General features: G+C 39.2%; 20 protein-coding genes. 10 read left to right on the plus strand and 10 right to left on the minus strand.

The features are described 5' to 3' along the window. Window positions 1-71 precede the first annotated feature (71 nt). Entirely contained in the window at window positions 72-932 is an 861-nt protein-coding gene (locus tag Q0A08_RS02850) for a sterol desaturase family protein (protein WP_438464714.1), read from the plus strand. A gap of 64 nt (window positions 933-996) precedes the next feature. Here the strand turns inward: Q0A08_RS02850 and Q0A08_RS02855 are convergent, their stop codons facing one another. Next, window positions 997-2,610: a methyl-accepting chemotaxis protein gene (locus tag Q0A08_RS02855; protein WP_438464716.1), complete on the minus strand. Its 1,614-nt coding sequence runs from the start codon at window positions 2,608-2,610 to the stop codon at window positions 997-999. Between the two features lie 571 nt (window positions 2,611-3,181). Here Q0A08_RS02855 and Q0A08_RS02860 point away from each other — a divergent pair. The 3 genes from Q0A08_RS02860 to Q0A08_RS02870 all read left to right on the plus strand — a co-directional run bounded on the left by Q0A08_RS02860 (window position 3,182) and on the right by Q0A08_RS02870 (window position 5,909). After that, window positions 3,182-4,258: a YHYH protein gene (locus Q0A08_RS02860; protein ID WP_438464718.1), complete on the plus strand. Its 1,077-nt coding sequence runs from the start codon at window positions 3,182-3,184 to the stop codon at window positions 4,256-4,258. Between the two features lie 163 nt (window positions 4,259-4,421). Continuing rightward, window positions 4,422-4,997: a GNAT family N-acetyltransferase gene (locus Q0A08_RS02865; RefSeq protein WP_438464720.1), complete on the plus strand. Its 576-nt coding sequence runs from the start codon at window positions 4,422-4,424 to the stop codon at window positions 4,995-4,997. A gap of 27 nt (window positions 4,998-5,024) precedes the next feature. Further along, complete coding sequence (locus tag Q0A08_RS02870) at window positions 5,025-5,909, plus strand: LysR family transcriptional regulator (RefSeq protein ID WP_438464722.1); 885 nt, start codon at window positions 5,025-5,027, stop codon at window positions 5,907-5,909. Window positions 5,910-5,996: 87 nt separating this feature from the next. Here Q0A08_RS02870 and Q0A08_RS02875 read toward each other — a convergent pair whose 3' ends face one another. Next, window positions 5,997-6,569 carry a YceI family protein gene (locus tag Q0A08_RS02875; RefSeq protein WP_438464724.1) on the minus strand — a complete coding sequence of 191 codons (573 nt, stop codon included), beginning with the start codon at window positions 6,567-6,569 and terminating at the stop codon, window positions 5,997-5,999. A gap of 15 nt (window positions 6,570-6,584) precedes the next feature. Then, entirely contained in the window at window positions 6,585-7,136 is a 552-nt protein-coding gene (locus Q0A08_RS02880) for a cytochrome b (protein ID WP_438464726.1), read from the minus strand. 437 nt (window positions 7,137-7,573) lie between these two features. Between Q0A08_RS02880 and Q0A08_RS02885 the strand changes: the two genes are divergently transcribed. Next, window positions 7,574-7,993 (plus strand): BLUF domain-containing protein, encoded by a 420-nt coding sequence (locus Q0A08_RS02885; RefSeq protein ID WP_438464728.1) that lies wholly within the window; start codon window positions 7,574-7,576, stop codon window positions 7,991-7,993. 132 nt (window positions 7,994-8,125) lie between these two features. On the opposite strand, the gene nhaD is transcribed toward Q0A08_RS02885, so the two are convergent. The 5 genes from nhaD to glyA all read right to left on the minus strand — a co-directional run bounded on the left by nhaD (window position 8,126) and on the right by glyA (window position 15,605). Then, window positions 8,126-9,364: a sodium:proton antiporter NhaD gene (nhaD, locus tag Q0A08_RS02890; protein ID WP_438464730.1), complete on the minus strand. Its 1,239-nt coding sequence runs from the start codon at window positions 9,362-9,364 to the stop codon at window positions 8,126-8,128. A gap of 407 nt (window positions 9,365-9,771) precedes the next feature. Continuing rightward, on the minus strand, window positions 9,772-10,542 hold the full coding sequence (locus tag Q0A08_RS02895) for a substrate-binding periplasmic protein (RefSeq protein ID WP_438464732.1): 771 nt from the start codon (window positions 10,540-10,542) through the stop codon (window positions 9,772-9,774). Between the two features lie 354 nt (window positions 10,543-10,896). Beyond that, window positions 10,897-13,773, minus strand: a complete 2,877-nt coding sequence (gene gcvP / locus Q0A08_RS02900) for an aminomethyl-transferring glycine dehydrogenase (protein ID WP_438464734.1) — start codon at window positions 13,771-13,773, stop codon at window positions 10,897-10,899. Between the two features lie 103 nt (window positions 13,774-13,876). Beyond that, window positions 13,877-14,260 carry a glycine cleavage system protein GcvH gene (gene gcvH, locus Q0A08_RS02905; RefSeq protein ID WP_438464736.1) on the minus strand — a complete coding sequence of 128 codons (384 nt, stop codon included), beginning with the start codon at window positions 14,258-14,260 and terminating at the stop codon, window positions 13,877-13,879. 67 nt (window positions 14,261-14,327) lie between these two features. Further along, complete coding sequence (gene glyA / locus Q0A08_RS02910; RefSeq protein WP_438464738.1) at window positions 14,328-15,605, minus strand: serine hydroxymethyltransferase; 1,278 nt, start codon at window positions 15,603-15,605, stop codon at window positions 14,328-14,330. A gap of 328 nt (window positions 15,606-15,933) precedes the next feature. Here glyA and gcvT point away from each other — a divergent pair, with 328 nt between their 5' ends. The 5 genes from gcvT (at window position 15,934) to Q0A08_RS02935 (ending at window position 20,697) form a co-directional block, all read left to right on the plus strand. Beyond that, a complete protein-coding gene (gene gcvT, locus Q0A08_RS02915) occupies window positions 15,934-17,070 on the plus strand; it encodes a glycine cleavage system aminomethyltransferase GcvT (protein ID WP_438464740.1) in 1,137 nt (378 codons plus the stop codon). Window positions 17,071-17,353: 283 nt separating this feature from the next. Continuing rightward, window positions 17,354-17,938: an elongation factor P hydroxylase gene (locus tag Q0A08_RS02920; RefSeq protein WP_438464742.1), complete on the plus strand. Its 585-nt coding sequence runs from the start codon at window positions 17,354-17,356 to the stop codon at window positions 17,936-17,938. 64 nt (window positions 17,939-18,002) lie between these two features. Then, on the plus strand, window positions 18,003-19,136 hold the full coding sequence (locus Q0A08_RS02925; RefSeq protein WP_438464744.1) for a 4-phosphoerythronate dehydrogenase: 1,134 nt from the start codon (window positions 18,003-18,005) through the stop codon (window positions 19,134-19,136). Window positions 19,137-19,174: 38 nt separating this feature from the next. Beyond that, complete coding sequence (locus Q0A08_RS02930) at window positions 19,175-19,897, plus strand: flagellar brake protein (RefSeq protein ID WP_438464746.1); 723 nt, start codon at window positions 19,175-19,177, stop codon at window positions 19,895-19,897. Window positions 19,898-19,986: 89 nt separating this feature from the next. Further along, complete coding sequence (locus Q0A08_RS02935) at window positions 19,987-20,697, plus strand: flagellar brake protein (protein ID WP_438464748.1); 711 nt, start codon at window positions 19,987-19,989, stop codon at window positions 20,695-20,697. Between the two features lie 68 nt (window positions 20,698-20,765). Here Q0A08_RS02935 and Q0A08_RS02940 read toward each other — a convergent pair whose 3' ends face one another. Together Q0A08_RS02940 and Q0A08_RS02945 are read right to left on the minus strand one after the other, a co-directional pair. Further along, window positions 20,766-21,980 carry a pyridoxal phosphate-dependent aminotransferase gene (locus Q0A08_RS02940; protein ID WP_438464750.1) on the minus strand — a complete coding sequence of 405 codons (1,215 nt, stop codon included), beginning with the start codon at window positions 21,978-21,980 and terminating at the stop codon, window positions 20,766-20,768. 92 nt (window positions 21,981-22,072) lie between these two features. After that, the gene (locus Q0A08_RS02945) at window positions 22,073-22,642 is read right to left on the minus strand and encodes a YajG family lipoprotein (protein WP_438464752.1); all 570 of its coding nucleotides are present in this window, start codon (window positions 22,640-22,642) and stop codon (window positions 22,073-22,075) included. Window positions 22,643-22,688 lie beyond the last annotated feature (46 nt).

Below are 22,688 nucleotides of genomic sequence, written 5' to 3' on the forward strand. Positions count from 1 at the left end.
TTATGTCTTGCGGGTTGTGTATTATGAAATCTAATTAGCATTTCATAAAATAACGAGAATAGGTCTAAACCATGGATGTTGAAATTATATTAATTGCTTTAAGCCCGATATTTTTAATCTTTATTGCCTATGAGTTTTTGAAGCATCGCCAGAATTATGTAATTAAAGATAGTCTGGCAAATACGGCACTGGCATTAATGCATCAAGGTGCTGATGCGATTGCTTTACTATTTTTAATGCCCATTTTTTATTGGTTATATGAGTATCGATTATTCGATATAGAAATCGGTTTAGTTAGTTTATTTTCAGCCTTTTTATTACAAGACTTTCTGTATTATTGGTTCCACCGTGCTTCTCACCATATTCATTGGCTTTGGTCTGCTCATGTGGTTCACCATAGCTCCACAGAGATGAACTTTTCTACCGCATTCAGACAAAGTATTATGTATCCAATTACAGGTATGTGGCTGTTTTGGATGCCAATGATCTTAATTGGTTTTGACCCTAAAATTGTCTTCACAGTCGTCGCGCTTAATTTAGCTTTTCAGTTTTTCGTACATACCAAGATTATTGGTAAATTAGGAGTACTAGAAAAAGTATTCAATACTCCTTCGATTCATAGAGTTCACCATGCCGTTAACCCTGGTTATTTAGACAAAAACTTTGCAGGTGTGTTGGTCATTTGGGACAGGATGTTTGGTACCTATGCAGAGGAGCAAGATGATAAACCTTGTCGTTATGGTATCGTTGGCCAAATTGATACGTTTAACCCTATTACTATAAGCTTTCATCAATGGTTATATATGATGAGAACTGCATTTAAGGTAAAGGGTACTAAAGCTAAGATAAAAGTACTTTTTGGCTATCCGACTAGCTCTGTTAACCATGATGAGAAAGGCCAAAGTAGTGTTAAACCTGAAGTGTATGAATGACTTTGAGATTTTAAACGAAAAAAACAGCCACTAGGGCTGTTTTTTTTGACTTCAAATTTGGTGGTTAAACTTTAAATCGACCCACAACTTGGTCGAGGGCTTGATATAAGTGGTCCACTTCATCCGCTTGCTTACGGCTTGCATCGACAACATTCTTGGCGGCATTAGTTTGCTCGTTAAGAGAGGACATGCTCTGGCTGATCATATTAGACACATTCGATTGCTCTTGAGTTGCTTTGGCGGTCTGTGATGACATCTTTTGAACTTTAGCAAAAGATTCTTGTAGCTCGGTAAAAATTGTATTTACCTGGTCTATATGACTAACGGTTTCGTCCGCTCTTTCTTTACTGCGAATGATGGCAGAAGAAGCGTGACCAACATTTGATTTAAGCTGCTCAATCATATCTTGAATGTCGTTAGTGCTGTCTTGAGTACGCGTTGCTAGTGTTCGCACTTCGTCAGCCACAACTGCAAAGCCTCTACCTTGTTCGCCAGCGCGTGCTGCTTCTATCGCCGCGTTCAAAGCCAGTAAATTTGTTTGCTCTGCTATGGTTCTGATGACTTCGAGAACATTAGCAATATTTTCAGAGCTCTGCTCCAATAATTGAGATTGATTTAAAGCGCCATCAATATCTGTTACTAATTCGTTTATGGCGGTATGAGACGCTTTCACAGCATTGATACCTTGATGTGTTATTTCATCGGAGTGTCGAGCTTCAGAAGATGTCTCTTCAGCCATGCTTGCCATTTCTAAATTAGAGTTGTTCATTTCATGACCCGCATTAACGGTTGAATCTGATGCGTGGCCTAATGCTTGAGTAATCGATTCAGTCTGCTTAGCGCTTTCAATTAGATGACCTGTAACACTTCCTAGAGCAACGGATTGGGTTTGCACCGTGGCAATTAATTTTTGCAATTTATCGACAAAGTTATTGAACTCATGGGCGAGGTCGCCAATTTCATCATTACTGTTAGGTTCAATGCGTGCGGTCAAATCACCATCACCTTCAGCAATTTCACGAATACGCTGAGTTAGGCTGTTAATATCTTGAGTCAAACGTTTTGGCATGGTGTAGCTGATGAAGATAACGATTAAGCTTGCTACGGCAAGAATAGCAAAAGTGAAATTACCAAATTCAAGCACATCAGAAAGTACCTTCTCACGCGATGCTTGAGCAGTCGTAATCGCTTGATCACCTGCCATTTTTAAGCGAGTACGTATATGGTCAAATAATTTCTCGGCCTTAGTTTCAAGTGCTTGGTAGTTAGGATCGTATTTACCTGACTCGATTAGTTTGTTTGTCGCTTGGTGCCAAGCTTTTAGTTGTGTGTTTAAGTCACCAAAATCTTTTTGAATCTGAGGGTTTACCGACATGTGTTCCAAGTATTCTTCGATTCTAGCGGTGGCTTCTTCTACCTTGTTAGTATGAATTTTATGTTGAGTCGGTACATCACCAATTTGGCTCAGTAAATTAAGCTCTGCGACTTTAGCTTGATAAAGATTACTATCAGCTTTTAGCACACTTGATATCGCACTTTGAAAACGACCTGACTGTTCTTCTAATGCTGTTTCTTCCATGACAATTAATCGGTCAAACATAAACAAGGCGAGTATAAAGGTCATGGCGAGGATAAAAACAGGGATTGAGCTTTTTACTCTAATAGACTTTAAAGACATAAGAAAACTATCCAAACTGATGAAAATTTTATTGCTGATAGGACATTTTTCATTAAAGAGAGTTCACTCAAAATCTTAGATAAAAAATGCCTATGTGGTCTTTATTTTCTTGACAAGATAACCGTTAGATAAGAAAGACACTTACTCAACAAAATGACGTAATTGCAGCTTAACAGAAAAAGCTAAAAATGGTATCTGAGATTATTATTTAACCTTATGTTCTAACGAGTTAGCACATAAGGTTTGAATAAATATTGACTCACTGTTGGAGGTAAATCAAGTTACAAACTCTTTAAAATAACCCTCTTGGTATTCCACTCATTGCAAAATAAAACTTAGTTTTCTTTAGGCTTTTATGCCAGTGATTTTCTGTGTTTGATGCCATTTATTAGCTAAATTGAACATATATTCATATATGGAGGGTGTTTTCTATTCAAATGAAGGGAATTACGTGGCATTTATTAAGGTGTGTTAATCATGGAGAAGCAGTGGATTTAGCTAAGTCTGATGGATTGGTTGTTAAGTATCTTTATACTAATAATGTGAGTCATATGAACTAAGGGATAATGCAATGAGTAGTAAATACAATGCTTTAATAATCGCTTTCAATGCTTGGCTGATAAGCATGTCGATGTCAGTTGTGGCACATACAATTGATGAAAAGATTGCGGATTGTAAATGTGATGAGGCTTGCTATACAGATGAAGTGACTGATTTAACTTGTTCTGGATCTGACTTTTCTTTTAAATCAAATAGCCTCCCGGATGAGAGTCATACTCTTATGATTGGCATTACAGGGAATAACCAGCAATTCCCCAGTAAGCACAATATGGAAATCCGTTTACCGCTTAATCCAAAACAAGCATCTAGAGTGACTCAAACAGAACCCGGTGCGGTAGGTGTTGCTGTGAATGGTGTGCCTATCTTTGATCCAAGCACACAGGGGCCTAAACAATCTTCAGGCAAGCCTGTCAGTGCCGCGGATGCGGGTGAATTGGATGAGTGTGGTGGGCATGCGGGTCGAGGTGATGATTACCACTACCATATAGCACCAAAGTGTTTAATTAAGGAGCTAGGTGCAAAGGCAATAGATGTTAAAAAACAACCTGTTGGTTATGCTGCGGACGGCTTTCCTATTCTTGCGCTAGGCTGGTTTGATAAGGCGAATGACATTGAAGCTAAGTTAGATGAATGTCGTGGTGCTACAGATGTGAGTGGGCAGTATTTTTATAATATTGAGAATCAAGGCGACTATGCCATTCTTGATTGCCTAAAGGGTAAAGAGCAAAGATTCGCAAGAGATAAATGGGTGCACAGGAAAAACTCAAAGGGTAAAGAAATACAAGGGATGCCAGTTAAATTAGCGGTAACTGATTATCAGCAAATAGAGTCAAAGGGTAAGAGCTGTTATGTCATGTCAGGTACTTTATCAGATGAACAAGTTTTAAAGGCTAATGGCAAAGTTCAAAGAGTTAAGCAATTAAAAGGAAGTATTTTTTATTGTAGTGCGAGTTGTTATGGGCAGTTTGTTGAAACAAGAAAAGCCAAAGCAAGAGGCCGTACAAGCTTATTTGACAGTGAGGTCAAAGGTTGTGCGATTGACTTTGTGGCGCTAAAGAATAATGCTTTTTTAGACTTTTCTAATTAAATCAATCCTGAGAAGCAAGCAGAATACTTAGTCTGTGCTAAGAAAACAGAGAGGTTTTTACTAAAGCCATGTCCTATGTACAAGACTAAAAATAGCGATGAGTTTCTTAGCTATTCTATGAGTAGACGCTATAACTTTCTATTTCAGAATTAGGTAATTTCATATGACAGAAGACGGTATCATGACAAGCCCTCGACTTTTGTTACGTAAAATTAGGCAGTCTGATATTGAGCAGATTTATGATATTTTTTCCAATGACACTGTAACGGCTCTTTATGATTGTGATTCTTTTACATCAAAGGAGCAGGCTGTGATCTGGTTAGAGTGGAATTTGTCTTTATACAAGGATAAAGGACTGAATGGTTTTCGGTGGGCGATAACCCTGCTCGAAGATCCTTGTAGGTTAATTGGCTCCTGTGGTGTTCACACTATTAACACAAGGTTTGATTCACTCGAAATTGGTTATGAATTAGATCCAGATTATTGGGGTAATGGCTATGCTTGTGAGGCCGTTACTCTCATGCTAAAAAACTGTTATGAACAAAACTTTCCTATTAAATTGAATCGCATTACGGCAACGACTCACAGGGCTAATCAAGCCTCAATCTCTTTGTTAACGAAACTCGGCTTTCAACAAGAAGGAATTTTAAGAGAATATGGATATTGGAAAGGTGAGTATCAAACAGTAAGGTTATTCTCCTTGCTAAAAGAAGACTGGATAAAAACAGTTAATCGATAGTGTCTAAACCGACTGAGAAAATTATTGATGGATGTGAAACATCTCGAAGCTTTTGTTACTACCCTTGAACTTGGTTCTATTTCATCCGCAGCTAGGCAATTAAAAAAAGGGCAGCCACTCGTTAGCCAATGGTTACAAGAATTAGAGTCTGACTTAGGTTTTTCTCTTTTTACACGAACTGGGAATAAATCTACCGCCAATCAAAATGCCTATGATTTACTGCCTTTTGCGCAAAAGGTCTTGAGTGCTCATAATGAGCTTAGTCTCGCTGCAAGAAATATTGAACAAGGTAAGCTAACCCAACTTGTGATGGCTGTGGATCAATGGGTGCCAGCTAAAGCGTTAAATACAGCAATGGCTCGTTTCATGATTAGTTTTCCTGATCTAGACATAGAGCTGCAAACCTTGAGTAGAGATGATGTGCTAGAAGGTATTCAATCGCAAGAGATTCAATTGGGGGTTATCAGTGAACTTGATGATCTTCATAGGAAAGTGAATTTTAAACGCATCGGATTTTACGAGGAGGTGTATGTTGCCTCTCAGGAATGGCTCTCTAAACAAGGCAATGAAACTTTAAGTTTGAAGCAATTAGAAACGCAAAGAGAGCTTATCTTGAGTAATAGTGACGAGGAGGGTGAAGAGGAGTTTGACAGTTTACAAACCTACTTGCAGCTTTCGAGCTATGAATTGATGTTGTCTTTACTTAAATCCGGTGCTGGTTTTGCTGTACTGCCTAGACAAACGGTAAGTAACGAGCTTGAAACAGGCACTTTGATTGCTCTTAGCGTGCTCCATGAGTCTGTCGCGTTAGAACGTAGAGTTGAAATGGTATGGTCTTTGGCGGGTGAAAATATTGAAGAAATTTCTGTACTACTGAAATGTATCGAAGAAGAACACGGTTTTCATCGATAATATTGCCATCTGAATTGGTATATCCAAAGCGAAAAAAAACGAGCCGTAGCTCGTTTTTTTACTATAAAGAGTATTCAATCCAAGGTGTTACTGGCGAATACCTTCAATGTGAAGTTCTAGTTCTACATGAGTAGATTGTGGCCCTAGAATTTCTTGCATACCGAACTCTTTTAAGCCAACACGCGTTGTGCCACTAAAGCCTGCACGGTAACCACCCCATGGATCTTTACCTTCACCAATTTTTTCAGCGTCGATTGTGATCTCTTTCGTTACACCGTGAAGAGTCAACGAGCCTTTCACTTCGATTTCGTTGTTACCTAAATCTTTGAAAGACGTACTTTCAAATGTAGCTGTACCAAACTTACTTGTATCTAAAAAGTCGTCGCTACGAATATGCTTATCACGTTCAGCGTGGTTTGAGTTAAAGCTTGTCGTATCAACAACAACACTTACTTTTGATGCACTTAGGTTGCTTTCGTCATAAGTGAAATCACCTTTAAAGTCATCAAAACGACCCGTTAACCAGCTATAACCAAGGTGTTTGATTTTAAAGTTAATAAAAGCGTGAGCACCTTTAGTGTCAATCACATAATCAGCAGCGTTAGCAATTGGAGCTAACATTGCACCAGCTAGTGCAGAAACAAGTAGTAATTTTTTCATTGTAATCCTCTAGAATTATTTTTGTTTGCGATAACCCAACATACGTTTGAGGGTAATGTCTTTATCAATAAAATGATGTTTAAAAGCGCCGAGGACGTGCAATGCAACAGCCCCAACCAGTGTGTAACCCGCATACTCATGTATTAGGCCAGATATATCTTCTTGATCGGCAAAAAGCTCTCCTAAGCCAGGTACCTGAAAGAGTTCAAAAACGTCAATTCCTCGGCCATCTGCAGTGGAAATAAGATAGCCACTTATCATGATGCCAAAGGTAAGAAGGTATAACAGTTGATGTACTAGGTGACCTAGCGTACGTTCAATTTTGGTGTAATGCTCTAATGGTTTTGGCTGAACTTGTACTAATTTCCATATTAATCGAATCGTCATTAAACCAAATAAAATAATACCGATACTTCTATGTAAGTCAGGACCTGTTTTATACCAAGGGTCATAGTAGCTTAAATCAACCATCCAGAAACCTAGCCCAAATAGTCCAATAATCATGATAGCTGCTATCCAGTGTGCGCCAATTGCAAACCAGCCATAATGATGTTCTGTGTTTTTCATTTCATTCTCCGCAAGATATATTCTTGCTTATGTATTTCTTTAACTATTAAAGCAGATCACAGAAGACATGCTTTACTTAAGATGGTTCAAAAAAACTAAAATTATCATATCGCTAATTTTATTCTTCATTAACAGGGTATTTGAAAATTCATTGTTTCCATTTATAGGCTAATTACCTAAATTATCTAAAAATCTTCACACAATTGTGAAAATAAAAAGATAAAAGTTAAAGGGAGCTCACTTTTTGTTATTTTTTAACCAAATTTTAAAGAATAAATGAGCATAAATTTAATTTAGCTAAACCTAATTTAATAAGCATGATTTTTAGCCAATATTATTTTTTAATCGTATTACGCAATGCATTCGCTTTTTAGAGGGAGTATCGTCTTTCCACTAAGTGGTGTTAACTATCTGTATGTTGGGAAAAGGAAATGTTTATGTACGAACTTTTATATACGAGTGTAGCCCACAAAAAACTAACCGAAGATGATTTATTAGACATTATGACAAGTGCAAAAAAGAATAATAGAGCAATTGGTGTGACTGGTATGTTGGTGTATTACGATTGTGAAATAATGCAAATTTTAGAAGGTGATAAGTTAGCAGTTGAATCTCTCTTTAAGCGAATAAGCCAAGATGAGCGGCACACATTGGTTAAAGCGTTCTATTCGGGGGATATTAAAGAGAGAGCATTTAGCAACTGGTGTATGGAAAGTGTTATTTTAGATGAGCATAAACTTAAAAAATATCTTTATAGCGATAGAGGGCTAGAAGCTGAAAATCCTCTGCAACACATGATTAATAGTAATCCTAACCAAGGTAAAAAGATATTTTTGACCCTAAGAGATACGCTTTAACTGTCTTTTTCTGTATTCCTGTTTATTATTGTCATACACACGATTAAGTAGGTACCAGTGTTTATTAAGGAGAAAGTTAACGAATGAGGTAAATAAATGCGGCTTAATATAAACCGCTTTTATTTGGTTTTATTAAAGCATTCTTACTGCTAAAAAGTAGCTTAACCAGTAGCCTACAGAGTAAGCTATCAGTAAATACCCAAACATAGACAAATAGCTAATAAAGTTAAGCTCTTTTACTTTGCTCATGGCAATGATGCCGGCTGCGGAACCAATAACTAGCATAGAGCCACCCACACCCGTTGCGTAAGTCATGGATAACCAAGATGCCATGTTCATATCAACATTCGCTTTTAACACGGCAGCAGTTAAAGGTACGTTATCGATTAAGGCAGACGAGATACCTAGTAAGAAGTTTGCATACTCAACAGGCATAAAGTCGTACAGACTAGTTAAATAATCTAGTAGCTTAATCTCTTTTAAAATACCGACAATCAACAGAATACCTACGAAGAAAAGTAAGGTATCAAACTCAATTTCACGTATATAGTTAAGAATACTCCTATCTGTTTTACGTAGTAGATACTGTGCCACTAAGAACATACAGCTTAAACCAAACATAAAGGTCAATACTGGCGGTACCTGGAAGAAGGCATTTAGTAACAAGGTAGAGAAAATCGTTGCTAAGAAAATAATCGAAATAATGATATCTGTCTTTTCAATTGGTTTAGTTTCGGCTGAAAAGCTTACACGACCTCTCATACGTACAGACATCATAGCGGCAAGCACTATTACGCCACATAGTGACGGACCGACTAAGAGTAGTAGGTTAGGGATGCTGACTTTACCTGCTAAAAAGATCATGAGTGTCGTTACGTCACCAGTGATAAGTGACACACCACCACTATTTACTGCAAAAATGATAAGTGTTGCGTACTTAAGGCGCTTTCGAGCTTCTATCTTTAAGCTGGTAATAACAGCCAATGAAACTAAAGTAGCTGTCACGTTGTCTGCGAATGAGGAAAAGATAAAAGCAAAACAACCTAACAATAGCATTAACGTTCTTTCATGCAGCTCGCTTGGAAGCAATCTTTGCACTACGCTCGATATGAAACCTTTGCTATTTAAGTAGGCGACAAATGTCATGGCGGACATTAAAAATAGCCATAAGGTAGCAATTTCTAATAGATTTTCATTAAGTTGTTCACTGATTTCGCTTGCTGGTACACCATGAATGGGGAATACATAGGCCAATATCCAGCATAAAGTACCTATAAATAAGGTCGATTTTGCCTTATTTATATGAATTACTTCCTCTAATACCACCATCAAGAACGCGATAATGGCTAATATACCTATCACTGCAACCATGAAAAATTAATTCCTTAAAATATTTGTGTGTAATTGGCGCGCAGTCTACGCCTATGAAAGAGATTGAACAAGATTCAGACAGGTGAATTTAACTAAAATAACGTAATTAAATTTCATAAGGTGAGGGTTGACTCAGATTGATGCAAATATTTATGTAATTTAGGTACACTTTATGAAATAACTGTATTAGGAAAAGGTACGTTTTTTAAAATTAAAATGAAGAGTTCTATCTTTTTTGTCAGATTTGGGTAATTAAAACGTATGTTTTTAGTTGCTTTAAAATTGCTTAGGTAATTTTTTGATTATCAATTTGATTTATAGCGAAAAAATCTATTAGTAAGGTATTAAATTTTTATCATTACATAAATATAAGTTATCAGGCAATTTAGGACATCATTCCAGAGTGTTTATTTTAAATACTGGTCAACGATTTTCTGATGGGTGCCATCAGCCTTCATTTCAATTAAGGCTTGATTGATCTTGTTTAAAAGTGATGCCTTATCCGCAAAGGTTTTTGATTCTCGCGAAAGAACTAAAAATGCTTTTTTCTCGCTAACAGGAAGAGAAAGTCTAGTCACTTTGTTTAACACATTCATATTGCGTAAGTTATACCCAGTAACGAGTTCATGCCCAATGAATGCCTCAATACGATCAGCAAGGAGTAACTCAATATTATTAACATTGCTAAAAGCGCTCAATATATCAACTTTCTTTTCTTCTACCGCTCTATCAAAGGCTTCTGATACAGAGAATGCGAGCTGCAAACCTATCTTTTTGTTATATAGATCTGAAACCTGTTTAAAATAAAATTCCGATCCTTTTTTGACATAAAGATAAAATGCGCCATCATGAATAGGCTCAATATCAGCGTAAAGGGCAAATTCGTTTCTTTCTTGAGTAAAGAAAAGGGCGAATGCCGCGTCAGTACTTCCATATTTTAGGTGCGCTAATAACCTTTTCCAAGGCAGATAATCAATCTCAATATCTAGCCCAATTCTTCTGCCTATTTCAGCCATAACTTCATTATCAATTCCTATCATCTTACCATCTTGTTCAAAGCTAAAGGGTGGGTAGTTTTCCATACCGACAACATTCAACGTTTTAGCGTGTAAGTGAGAATGGACCGTTGCGCATGATATTAAAAGTATCAATAGCAGATTGAGAGGGCTTCTTAGCATTATTTCGCCTGTTAATTTCTTATATGTTCTGTGTTCATTTTTAGCGAATTAATACATCAAAGTGGATTTTAATTGGCTTTAACGATAAATATTAGGGCTAAATGAGCATAAAGTGAACGCTTTTAAAGTTTAAATATTCAAGTTCTACAAAAAGCTTAGTGTGTAAAAATTAGCTTTGAGGTTATTTGCTTAATTGAAGTTAATACTTTTAGAGTTAAGGCCTGAGTACGCCTTTATAAGCAGAGTGAGGGAGGAGGGTTGCTCATAATTTGAATAAAAAAAAAGCGAGCTTGTGGCTCGCTTTTTTGGTGCGAGCTTGCAAAGGGTTAGCAAGCTCGTCTAGCAAAAGACTTGTTAGTCTTCATAGCTTTCTAGTGGCGGGCACTCACAGATCAAGTTTCGATCGCCGTAAACATTGTCTACACGACCTACAGGAGGCCAGTATTTACGATCTTTGATCCAAGGTAGAGGATAAGCAGCTTCTTTACGTGTGTAAGCATGCTGCCAGTCTTCACCTAGTAGTGCATCCGCTGTATGAGGTGCATTAACTAGAGGGTTATCATCAAGTGGCCATTCACCTGCTTGAACCTTCTTCATTTCATTGCGTATCTGGATCATAGAGTCACAGAAGCGGTCGATTTCTTCTTGGTTCTCTGATTCAGTAGGCTCGATCATCAAGGTCCCTGCAACAGGGAAAGACATTGTTGGTGCATGGAAACCAAAGTCCATCAAACGCTTAGCAATATCTTCTTCGCTGATGCCTGACTCTTCTTTAAGAGGACGAATGTCGATAATACATTCGTGAGCAACAGTATCGTTAACACCAGTAAACAAAATTGGGTAATGATTTTCTAAACGCTTAGCAATGTAGTTAGCATTTAAAATTGCATTAAATGTCGCATCTTTAAGACCACGATCCCCCATCATTTTGATGTACATCCAAGTAATAACCAAGATGCTTGCACTACCGTAAGGTGCTGCAGATACCGCGCCATTTTGTTGCTCAGTATTAGAGTTAGCGCCTTCAACAGGGCTAACAGAGTGACCTGGTAGGAAAGGTGCAAGGTGAGACTTAACACCAATAGGACCCATACCTGGACCACCACCACCGTGAGGGATACAGAAAGTTTTATGCAAGTTTAAGTGAGAAACATCACCACCAAATTGACCTGGAGGAGCAATACCCAATACTGCATTCAAGTTAGCACCATCGATGTAAACTTGACCGCCGAACTTGTGAACTGTGTCACATACTTCACGGATATGTTCTTCGAATACACCATGAGTAGAAGGGTAAGTTGCCATGATGCAGCTTAAGTTATCTTTATGCAGTTCTGCTTTTGCAGCAAGATCTACTAGATCGATGTTACCTTCTTCATCACATTTCACGATAACTACCTTCATACCAGCAAGTGCAGCTGATGCAGGGTTAGTTCCGTGTGCTGAGCTTGGGATCAAACAGATATTTCTGTGACCTTCGCCTAGAGATTTGTGATACTTCTCAATTGCGATTAGACCTGCGTACTCACCTTGTGCACCTGAGTTAGGTTGAAGTGATACAGTGTCATAACCTGTCGCTTTTGAAAGCATCGCAATCAATTCGTCAAGTAGTTGGTTATAACCAGTTACTTGAGTTTGAGGTGCGAATGGGTGAATGCGACCAAACTCAGCCCAAGTGACAGGCAGCATTTCAGATGTTGCATTCAACTTCATAGTACAAGAACCCAGTGGGATCATGCTTTGGTTAAGTGCAATGTCTTTTACTTCAAGTTGGTGCATATAACGCATCAACTCAGTTTCACTGTGATGGCTGTTAAACACAGGGTGAGACAAGATAGCATCAGTACGTAACATGCTTTCGTCGATACCAATCTCAGTGCTTGAATCTGCTAGTGCATCTTCACTTAATTCGATACCGAAACATTCGGCTAGCTCAACTAGGTCAGATAAAGACGTCGTTTCGTTAATCGATAGTGACAAGCTGCTATCGGTTGCACGCCATAAGTTGATAAGCTTGTTTTGAGCTGCAAGGAAAATAGCGTCAGTTTTGCTGCCAGTTTCAACGACTAAAGTATCAAAATGTGAGTTGTTTGTTGTAAAACCATTTTGATTTAGTGTTTGAGCAAAAGAGTGTGTCAAACTAGCAACGCGTGTTGCGATTTGACGTAATCCAACTGGGCCGTGATAAACAGCGTAGAAGCTTGCCATCATGGCTAGTAGTGCCTGAGCAGTACAGATGTTAGATGTCGCTTTCTCACGGCGAATGTGTTGTTCGCGAGTTTGCATTGCCATACGCAAAGCTTTGTTGCCGTGGCTATCAATAGAGACACCGATAACGCGACCAGGCATAGAGCGTTTAAATTTATCTTTAGTTGCAAGGTAAGCGGCGTGAGGACCACCAAAGCCCATAGGCACACCGAAACGTTGTGCGCAACCAATTACGATATCAGCACCTAGTTCACCAGGTGATTTAAGTAGTACTAGAGACAATAGGTCAACAGCAACACTTACTAGTGCTTTTTGATCGTGACAAGCTTTAATCAGTGTAGAGATGTCTGATACTTCACCATCTTTACCTGGGTATTGGAAAATAGCACCAAAGATGTCGTGGTTTGATACATTTTCTGGCGCATCAACGACGAAGTCGATTTCTAATAAATCAGCACGTGTTTTGATTACGTCAATGGTTTGTGGCAAAAGATTGTCAGCTACAAACAGAAGGTTAGACTTCTTACGATTAGATCTAAGCATCAAGGTCATGGCTTCTGCAGCTGCAGTTGCTTCATCTAACAAAGACGCGTTAGAGATTTCCATGCCAGTTAAATCGATAATCATTTGTTGGAAGTTAAGTAATGCTTCCAAACGGCCCTGAGAGATCTCAGGCTGATAAGGAGTATAAGCTGTGTACCAACCTGGATTTTCTAGTAGGTTTCTAAGAATTGGAGCAGGTACAAATGTATCGTGATATCCCATGCCAATAAAAGAACGCGCGATCTTGTTTTTAGATGCGATAGCTTTTAGTTCATTGAGGGCATTGGCTTCAGAAACAGGCTGTTGGCTCATATCAAGATTCGATAAACGAATAGCTTGAGGGATGGTTTTTTCGATTAGGTGTTCCAAGCTGTCCATGCCGATGGTGTTCAGCATGTTCTCTTGTTCGACTCTGTCTGGGCCAATATGGCGCGCAATAAACTCGTCATTACCTAATAAATCGCGGATGCACGATGTCATGGCACTGATACCTTTGTAAATTAAAAGAGTGGGCGCCCTGCTCAATAGAGCAGGGAGTGTACAACTGAGAGATCTTACGAAATTAGTAGGACGTCAGTTTGGACTAAGCGATAGCTGCTTCGTATCCAGCTGCATCTAGCAAGTTAGCTAGTTCAGATGCATCAGATAGTTTGATTTTTGCAATCCAAGCGCCGCCAAAAGGCTCGTCATTGATTAGCTCTGGTGTGTCGTCAAGGTCTTCGTTTACTTCAACAACTTCACCAGATATTGGTGCGTAGATGTCAGAGGCTGCTTTAACAGATTCGATTAGAGAAAACTGTTCAGTCGCAGTAACTTGTGCGCCAACTTCAGGTAGCTCTACATAAACGACATCACCTAAAAGGTCTTGAGCGTGTTCTGTGATACCAACAGTAACTGTACCGTCACCATTATCAAGAACCCATTCGTGTGATTCAGCGTATTTTAAATTAGCTGGAGTGTTACTCATAATATTGCCTCTTTATATTAGAGCTTGGGGTATTTTGTACCCCAAGCTGATGACCAAAAATTATTGGTTAACGATAAAGTGGGAAGCGCTGGCATAGATCCATTACTTCAGCACGTACGCGTGCTTCCACTTCAGGATTTCCTTCAGGTTTTTCAACTAAACCGTCAAATACATCACTGATTAGGTGACCAATCTTAGTGAATTCTTCAGTGCCAAAACCACGAGTGGTTGCAGCTGGTGTACCTAGACGAACACCAGAAGTCACCATTGGCTTCTCAGTGTCGAAAGGAATACCGTTTTTGTTACAAGTGATACCTGCACGTTCTAGTGCTTTATCTGCTACGTTACCTTTTAGGCCTTTAGGGCGAAGGTCAACAAGCATAAGGTGAGTATCAGTACCGCCAGTAACTACGTCACAACCACGTTCGATCATAACTGCAGCTAGTGTTTTAGCGTTTGCAACAACTTGTTTAATATAGTCGGTAAACTCAGGTTGTAGAGCTTCACCAAATGCAACCGCTTTAGCAGCGATAACGTGCATTAGTGGGCCACCTTGGTAACCTGGGAATACAGCAGAGTTGATTTTCTTACCGATATCTAGATCGTTAGTAAGAATCATGCCGCCACGAGGACCACGAAGTGTTTTGTGTGTCGTCGTAGTAACGATATGTGCATGTGGTAGAGGAGATGGGTGAACACCAGTTGCAACAAGACCCGCAATGTGAGCCATATCGACCATTAGGTAAGCACCAACTTTATCAGCAATTTCACGGAAACGTTTGAAATCAATTTCACGTGGAATAGCAGAACCACCTGCAATGATAAGTTTAGGCTGACTTTCAACTGCGATTGCTTCAACAGCGTCGTAATCAATGTCTAAAGTTTCTTCAGAAACACCATACTGTACAGCATTGAACCACTTTCCTGATTGCGCTGGTGGCGCACCGTGTGTCAAGTGACCACCGGCAGATAGAGACATACCTAGGATAGTGTCGCCCGGTTGTAGTAGGGCTAACATTACAGCGCCGTTTGCTTGAGCGCCTGAGTGAGGCTGTACGTTTACAAATTCACAACCGAACAATTGTTTTGCACGGTCAATAGCTAATTGCTCTGTTACATCAACGACTTCACAACCACCGTAGTAGCGACGGTTAGGGTAGCCTTCTGCATACTTATTAGTAAGAACAGAACCTTGTGCTTCCATTACCGCTTTAGAAACAATGTTCTCTGATGCGATAAGCTCGATACCGGTTTCCTGACGAACGAATTCTTCTTTCAATGTTGCCAGAAGTTCTGAATCGCGTTCAGCCAATGATTGGCTGAAAAAAGCTTCGGTGTTGGCCATGTTTAATTTCCTCTTAATTATCAACTGTGCTCAAAATTGCATGATTTGGCGGGCCACATCATACCATCTAGGCAGTCTAATTCGATGAAAAATCATCATGTTTCTATGAGCGTCAATGAATGTCTGCTTAACGTCCTATGCCAATCATCATACGAAAAAAGTTTCTAATAGGAAACATTTTTTTAAAAAAAGTTTATTTCAGCAAGAAATGCTTGTTTCAGGCTAAGATAACTACTGATATATAGAGGCTTTATTGAAAGTGGTGTGTGTTTACGATTAGAAAGTTTTACTTGATAAAAGGGTATTTATCGGGTTACCTTGTTTCTTATTGGAAACAAACAACCCAGAGGTAGAGATGAATAAAACAGCATTGTATAACCTTCATTTAGCAGCAGACGCCCGTATGGTGGAGTTTGCAGGCTATGAAATGCCAGTTCAGTATCCATTAGGTGTTAAAAAAGAGCACTTATGGGTGCGTGAGAATGCCGGTTTGTTTGATGTATCGCACATGGGGCAGGTTATTTTGTCCGGTGAAGGTGTTAAAGCAGGTCTAGAGGCTTTAATGCCTGTAGATGTTGAAGGCTTAGCTGAAGGTACTCAAAGATACGGTCTATTCACTAATGATAAAGGCGGCATTCAAGATGACCTTATGTTTGCTAACTGGGGCGAGAAAGTTTTTGTAGTAGTAAATGCGGCTTGTAAAGAGCAAGACATTGCACATATGCAAAATGCGCTAGGTGAAGATAAAGTTCAGATTATTGACGATCGTTCTTTGTTAGCAATTCAAGGGCCTAAGGCTCGTGCTGCTATGGCGCGTTTGGTTCCTGAAGTTGCAGATATGATTTTCATGCAGAGCTTGAAGTTTGATTGGAATGGCAATGAATTGTGGGTGAGCTGCTCTGGTTATACAGGCGAAGACGGTTATGAAGTTTCTGTTGCTGACGATGTTGCAGAAGAATTTGCCAATGCTTTATTAGCTCAAGAAGAAGTTGAGTGGATTGGTTTGGGTGCTCGTGACTCTTTGCGTTTAGAAGCTGGATTGTGTCTGTATGGACATGACATAGATACAACCACGACACCATCAGAAGCGGCATTAACATGGGCAGTGCAAAAAGTACGTCGTGAAGCCGGTGAGCGTGAAGGTGGTTTTGCTGGTGATAGTGTTATTTTGCCACAACTTCCACAAGCGACTAACAAAGTAGAAGTTAGCCGTAAACGTCTTGGTTTTATTGCCCAAGGTAAAGCGCCTGTACGAGAGGGTGTTGAAGTAGTTGATGCGAATGATAAGGTAGTTGGTGTGGTCACAAGTGGTGGTTTTGCACCTAGTTTATCTGTTCCTATCTTGATGGCATACGTGTCGACTGATGCTGATTTAGAGAATGTTTTTGCTTTAGTGCGTGGCAAGAAAGTAGCGCTAGAAAAAACCGCTATGCCTTTCGTAACAGCTCGCTACTACCGTGGCTAATTGTTAAGTTAGCTAGTCTGCTAGCTAAAAGTAGAGCTAGGTGAGCTAACCTGACTCATTTAGTCTCTCTCTAAAACACCCGCTTAATGCGGGTGTTTTAGTTTGGTGTTTGATAAATCTCTATTATTGAACGCATATTCATTTGTTTACTTTAACCTTTAGCTGAATTCAGGCTAAAATTCCGTACCCCATTAATCATTACAAATACGCTTTTAATGCCTAGTGTATTTTTATTGCCTAGATAGTATCTATATATTTCTGTCAGGCTTACTAATTAGAGATTATGTTTTTGTTACAGTCCGAATTCCAAGAGGTTAAGTCCATAAGTTCTGCCTCAGTACAGAGTCTCTTTAATGATACTTTTAGTAATGAGTTTAATACTGTACTTGAGGGTGGCTTTGATGAGCCTCTTTATTTGCCTGCCACCCTGAACTCACCGGCAAAGGTGCTTTTCCGTGATGATTATGTTTCAAGTGCATTGCATGAAATTAGTCATTGGGTGATCGCTGGTGAAGCACGTCGTTTATGTGAAGATTACGGCTATTGGTATGAAACAGATGGGCGTGACCTTTTACAGCAAAAGAGCTTTGAAGAGGTTGAGGTTAAGCCACAATCTATCGAGCTGTTATTGCATTTTGCAGCTGGATTAAAATTTCGTGTCAGTGTTGATAATCTTGCTTTACCCGATTATGACGCAACACCATTTGAACTGGCGGTAAAAAAACAAGTTAGATGCTTTTTAGATGAGGATTCAAAAGATGAGCTTCCTATAAGAGCCATTAGTTTTATTCGATCCTTATTAGAATACAGAGGGAAGCGCTTTAAAAATTTGTCTGACTTGTTTCAATATTTAGAAACAGCCTCGTAGTTTTTTTAGTTGTATTTAGTTTTTTGGTCATATATTTCAATATAAAAATAGATAGAGAACGAAATTGAAAATAGTTGTTGATGAAAATATGCCCAAAGTGGCAGATCTATTTGCTGACATTGCAGATATTAGCTATGTCAATGGTCGCAATTTGACACAATCTCAATTGATCGAAGCTGATGCGCTTTTAGTGAGATCTGTTACTCAGGTAAATGAAAGCTTACTCAAAGGAACACCTGTTAAGTTTGTTGGTACTGCAACCATTGGGGTTGATCATATTGATCAGGCTTATCTGGATGTATCAAACATAGGTTTTGCAAGTGCACCTGGTTGTAATGCTGATGCGGTAGCAGATTATGTAATAAGTAGCTTGAGCTATTTATACCTGCAGAAGGGGGTTGCATGGTTAGATGCAAAGATTGGGGTGATAGGGTTTGGTAATGTCGGTCAGCGCGTGTATAGCAGGCTCTCAAACCTAGGCTGTGATCTTGCCGTATATGATCCTTTTCAGTGCCAAACAGTGGACTGGCAAGATAAAGCTATTAATTTTGTAGATATCGAGGATATTATGTCCTGCGATATCATATGTTTACATGCGCCTCTGACCAAGACTGGCCCTTATCCAACTCAAAATATGCTATCTAAGTTATTGTTGGATAAGTTAAAAGCTAATACTAGTATTATATCTGCTGGTAGAGGTGGTGTGATAAACGAAGACGCTTTGATCGAAAAGTACCATGCCTTGTCAGGTAAACTGAACTTGGTTTTAGATGTGTGGGAAAATGAACCTAACATCAATCTTGAGCTCTTAGGCTTGGTTGATGTTGGTACACCGCATATTGCTGGCTATAGTTTACAGGGACGTGAGAAAGGAACACTGATGGTTTATCAGGCTTTTTGCAAGCACTTTGGTGTTGATGCTAAATATGATTCGTCAGCACTTACGAAAGGTTCTATTGGTTTTATTGAGCCCAATGCTGATTTAGGTCGCCACCTTGTTTTAGCTAAAACCTGTCATGCAATTTATAACCCAGCGGCAGACGATGCTAAGACGCGACGTAAGTTATTGAGTGGTGATCCTGCTAAAGAGTTTGATTTATTGAGAAAACACTATGTAGAAAGAGATGAGTTTTCTACTTGTAAAGTGGCTGTTGCATATAATGATCTAAAAGCCGTCAACTTTACGACAAATAAATAACAGGTGGATCTAAATAATTATGATAATAAGAGGTGGAAATGGCAGACGTTGAACAGGTGAGTTTGGATGAGTTAGAAATCTCACTGGGTGCAAATTTGCAGCTCGAGTTTGTACCGTCTGCTGCAAGATATACTGTTAAAATTATTGGTTATATACCACGCCGTTCGTTAATTGTTAGCTGCCCTATGGTTGGTGGTAAGAATATCTTGGTCCGAGATAATCAGTTGGTGATGGCAAGATTGATGCTTGATACGGCTGTTTGTGCTTTTTCAGCAAAAATTGCAAAAAGTTATCTTGAGCCAGTGCCTCACCTGCATTTAAGTTACCCTGAATTTGTAGAGACATCGGTTGTTCGTCAATCAGTGCGCGTTGAAACTCGTTTGATTTCGGCTGTTGAGCCAGTAAATGACCCTGAATCAATCGGCTTTATTGACTCTGGCTTCTTGGTAGACTTAAGTTTAGGTGGGGGGAAGCTGATTTCTAAAAATGATTTTGGGCATGAAGGTAATGTGCTTAATCTGGCTTTAAATCTAAATGTGGCTGGTTTTAATCAGGTACTGAAAATTAAATGTGAAATACGTACCCAAGAAGTTCAAATGCGAGAGCAAGTTGAGTCCTCGATGCAGGATAATGCTTTCATTAGTAAAATGGGTGCAGACTTTTTATATGTCTATGGTTTTAAATTTACGGGTTTAAGTAAAGAAAAGAAAATCTTACTTACGGCCTTTATTTTGGAACGACGCATGATGCAAAAAGTTTAGAGTGAACAGATTAAACTTTTGATATTTTTGTTAAGTTTTTGACACATTTACATTAACGACTTTGTGAATGTTTTGTTTAAGAGGATTTCATGGCTGAAGTTTTAAAAGTAAGCATGGATGATATTGGTGTGCCGTTTGGTTTGAATCTTCAGATTGAGCTAATTGCAACCAAAGAGCGATACAATGTTAAAGTTGTTGGCTGCTTGCCGAATAAAACTTTGATTGTGAGTGCTCCAAGGATTGATGGTAAGAGTATTTGGTTAAGGGAGACCTCAATTGTCAAAGCGCGTTTTATGATGGGAACAAAGGTGTGCGCCTTTACCAGTAAAATAGAAAAAGCATGCCGTGAACCAGTTGCATATCTGCACCTTGTTTACCCAGAAATTGTTGAGGCTTCAACAGTAAGAAGTGCCGCTAGGCTTGATACTAATTTGATTACATCCGTTGAGCCAATTGTGGAAGGCGGTGTTTTAGATAAAAAAGTAGCTGCCAAGCTGATTAATTTAAGTGTTGGGGGTGGACGATTTACTTCCAAGCATGATTTAGGTGTTATTGGTGATACTTGTCGAGTTGCTCTGCATTTAAATGTAGAAGGTTATGATGAAATCTTTAAAGTAGATTGTGAGCTTTGTTACAGAGAAGAGAATGTTATGGAGACACCTGGGCATGATGATACACCGTCAAAATCTGTTGTCATGTATACCTTTGGTGTGAAGTTTGTTGATCTCAGTAAAGAGCAGATACTATTGATAACGGCTTATATATATCGTTCATTATATGAACAAGGGAAAGTTATCTAGCTTATTGGTATTGCAAAAGGCCGCGTTCAATGTTGATGTTGAGTGCGGCCTTTTTTATTAGAGCTCTGTTATTTTCGTATGCGATCTAAAAAATTAGCGAATCGTTCCATAGCAGGGAGCAATTCCTCTATATGAGGTAAAAAAACTATCCTGACATGATCGGGTGTGGGCCAGTTAAACCCTGTGCCGTGTACTAGTAGTACTTTTTCTTGTTGAAGAAAGTCCATAACTAAATCCACATCATTTTTAATGTCATAATAATTTGGATCCAATCGTGGGAAAAGATAGAGCGCTCCTTTGGGTTTAAAGCAAGTTACACCTTTTATGCTGTCGAGTACTTCCCAGGCTATTTTACGTTGCTCATACAGGCGGCCGCCTGGTCGTGTTAGCTCATTAATGCTTTGATAGCCGCCAAGTGCAGTTTGAACTGCGTGTTGGGCTGGTACGTTGGCACAAAGGCGCATTGACGCCAGCATATCTAAACCTTCTATATAGTCCTTGGCATGGCTCTTAGGCCCAGTAAGCACCATCCAGCCAGATCGAAACCCAGCAGTGCGATAAACTTTGGATAAGCCTCCAAAGGTTATACAAAGTACATCATCTTTAGTGAGTGTCGCAGTGGGTATGTGTTGTGCTTCGTCATAAAGGATGCCATCGTAAATCTCATCAGAAAATATGATTAGATTATGCTCTTTAGCTATCTGAATAAGTGACTCTAAAGTGCTTTTGTCATATACCGCCCCTGTGGGGTTGTTTGGATTGATAATCACTAGTGCTTTGGTTTTATTCGATATTTTAGATTTAATGTCATTTATATCAGGCTGCCACTCATTGTCAGGGTCACAGCGATAATGTTTAACATAGCCGCCTGATAAGGTCGCTGCAGCGGTCCAGAGAGGGTAATCAGGGGCTGGGATTAATATTTCATCACCATCATTTAAAAGTGCCTGCATACACATCACAATAAGTTCGCTGACACCATTGCCCATCCAAATGTCATTGACATCAACGGATCTTATGCCCAAGGCTTGATACTTCTGCATGACAGCTTTGCGAGCAGAATATAGGCCTTTTGACTCACAGTAACCTTGGGCAGTGGGTAGATTGTGAATGACGTCTACAAGTATCTCGTCTGGTGCTTCAAAGCCAAAGGGGGCTGGATTGCCGATATTTAGCTTTAATATTCTATGCCCTTCATCTTCCATTCGCATGGCTTCTTTAAGAACTGGGCCACGAATTTCGTAACAAATATTGGCAAGTTTATTTGATTTTCTAATTTGCACATCGATTCCTTGTTATATAGGTCTCTATCGATACGTTTGACCTAAATCTAGTGGTGTTTCTTTATAATAAAGCGATCTGTTATGGGGTAAAGCTACTCTTGTAATAATAAACGTATGTTCGAATCGTTTAAAAGACGGGTGACCGTTTTGCCAGCAACTTCATTTAGCCTTTTTTCAATTTCTATTTGGCTGGGTAAGGTGGCGAACTCATCAACAACTTCTGAGCTATAGCTAGCTTTATAGTTTTTCTTAGCCGTTTTAAGGTCGGCTTTTAAAGTAAAGTTGATTGTGGCAACTGTTTTAAGCCCTTTGGTCTCTGTTGTGTAAGTTAGTTGCGTTATAGAGGTGGCTAAATGAGAAGCGGGCTCTTTTCCTTTATTCAAATTGAATCCAAGTGATTCTAAACCTTGAATGACTTTGATTTTTACACCATCTTCTAGCTTGTTACTTATCAGAATGTCTGCGTGCTCATTAATTGCAGTGTCTATGCTGCCTATTTTTTCAGCAATTAAGCTATCCGTTGTAACTCGAATTTGGTGCGAGTTAGAAAGTAGGGCGGTTTGCAAAGTGAGAGTAGGTTCAATTGCAACTTTATGGGTTGTATTTGCGCAAGCTGTAAGAAATCCTGCGAACGCAATAAGCATAAGGGGTTTGAGTGTCATCTAGGACTCCATTTTGATCGATCTATTTGATTAAATTAGCCTTTTC

The organism is Marinomonas sp. PE14-40 (assembly GCF_051623805.1).
Taxonomy (GTDB): domain Bacteria; phylum Pseudomonadota; class Gammaproteobacteria; order Pseudomonadales; family Marinomonadaceae; genus Marinomonas.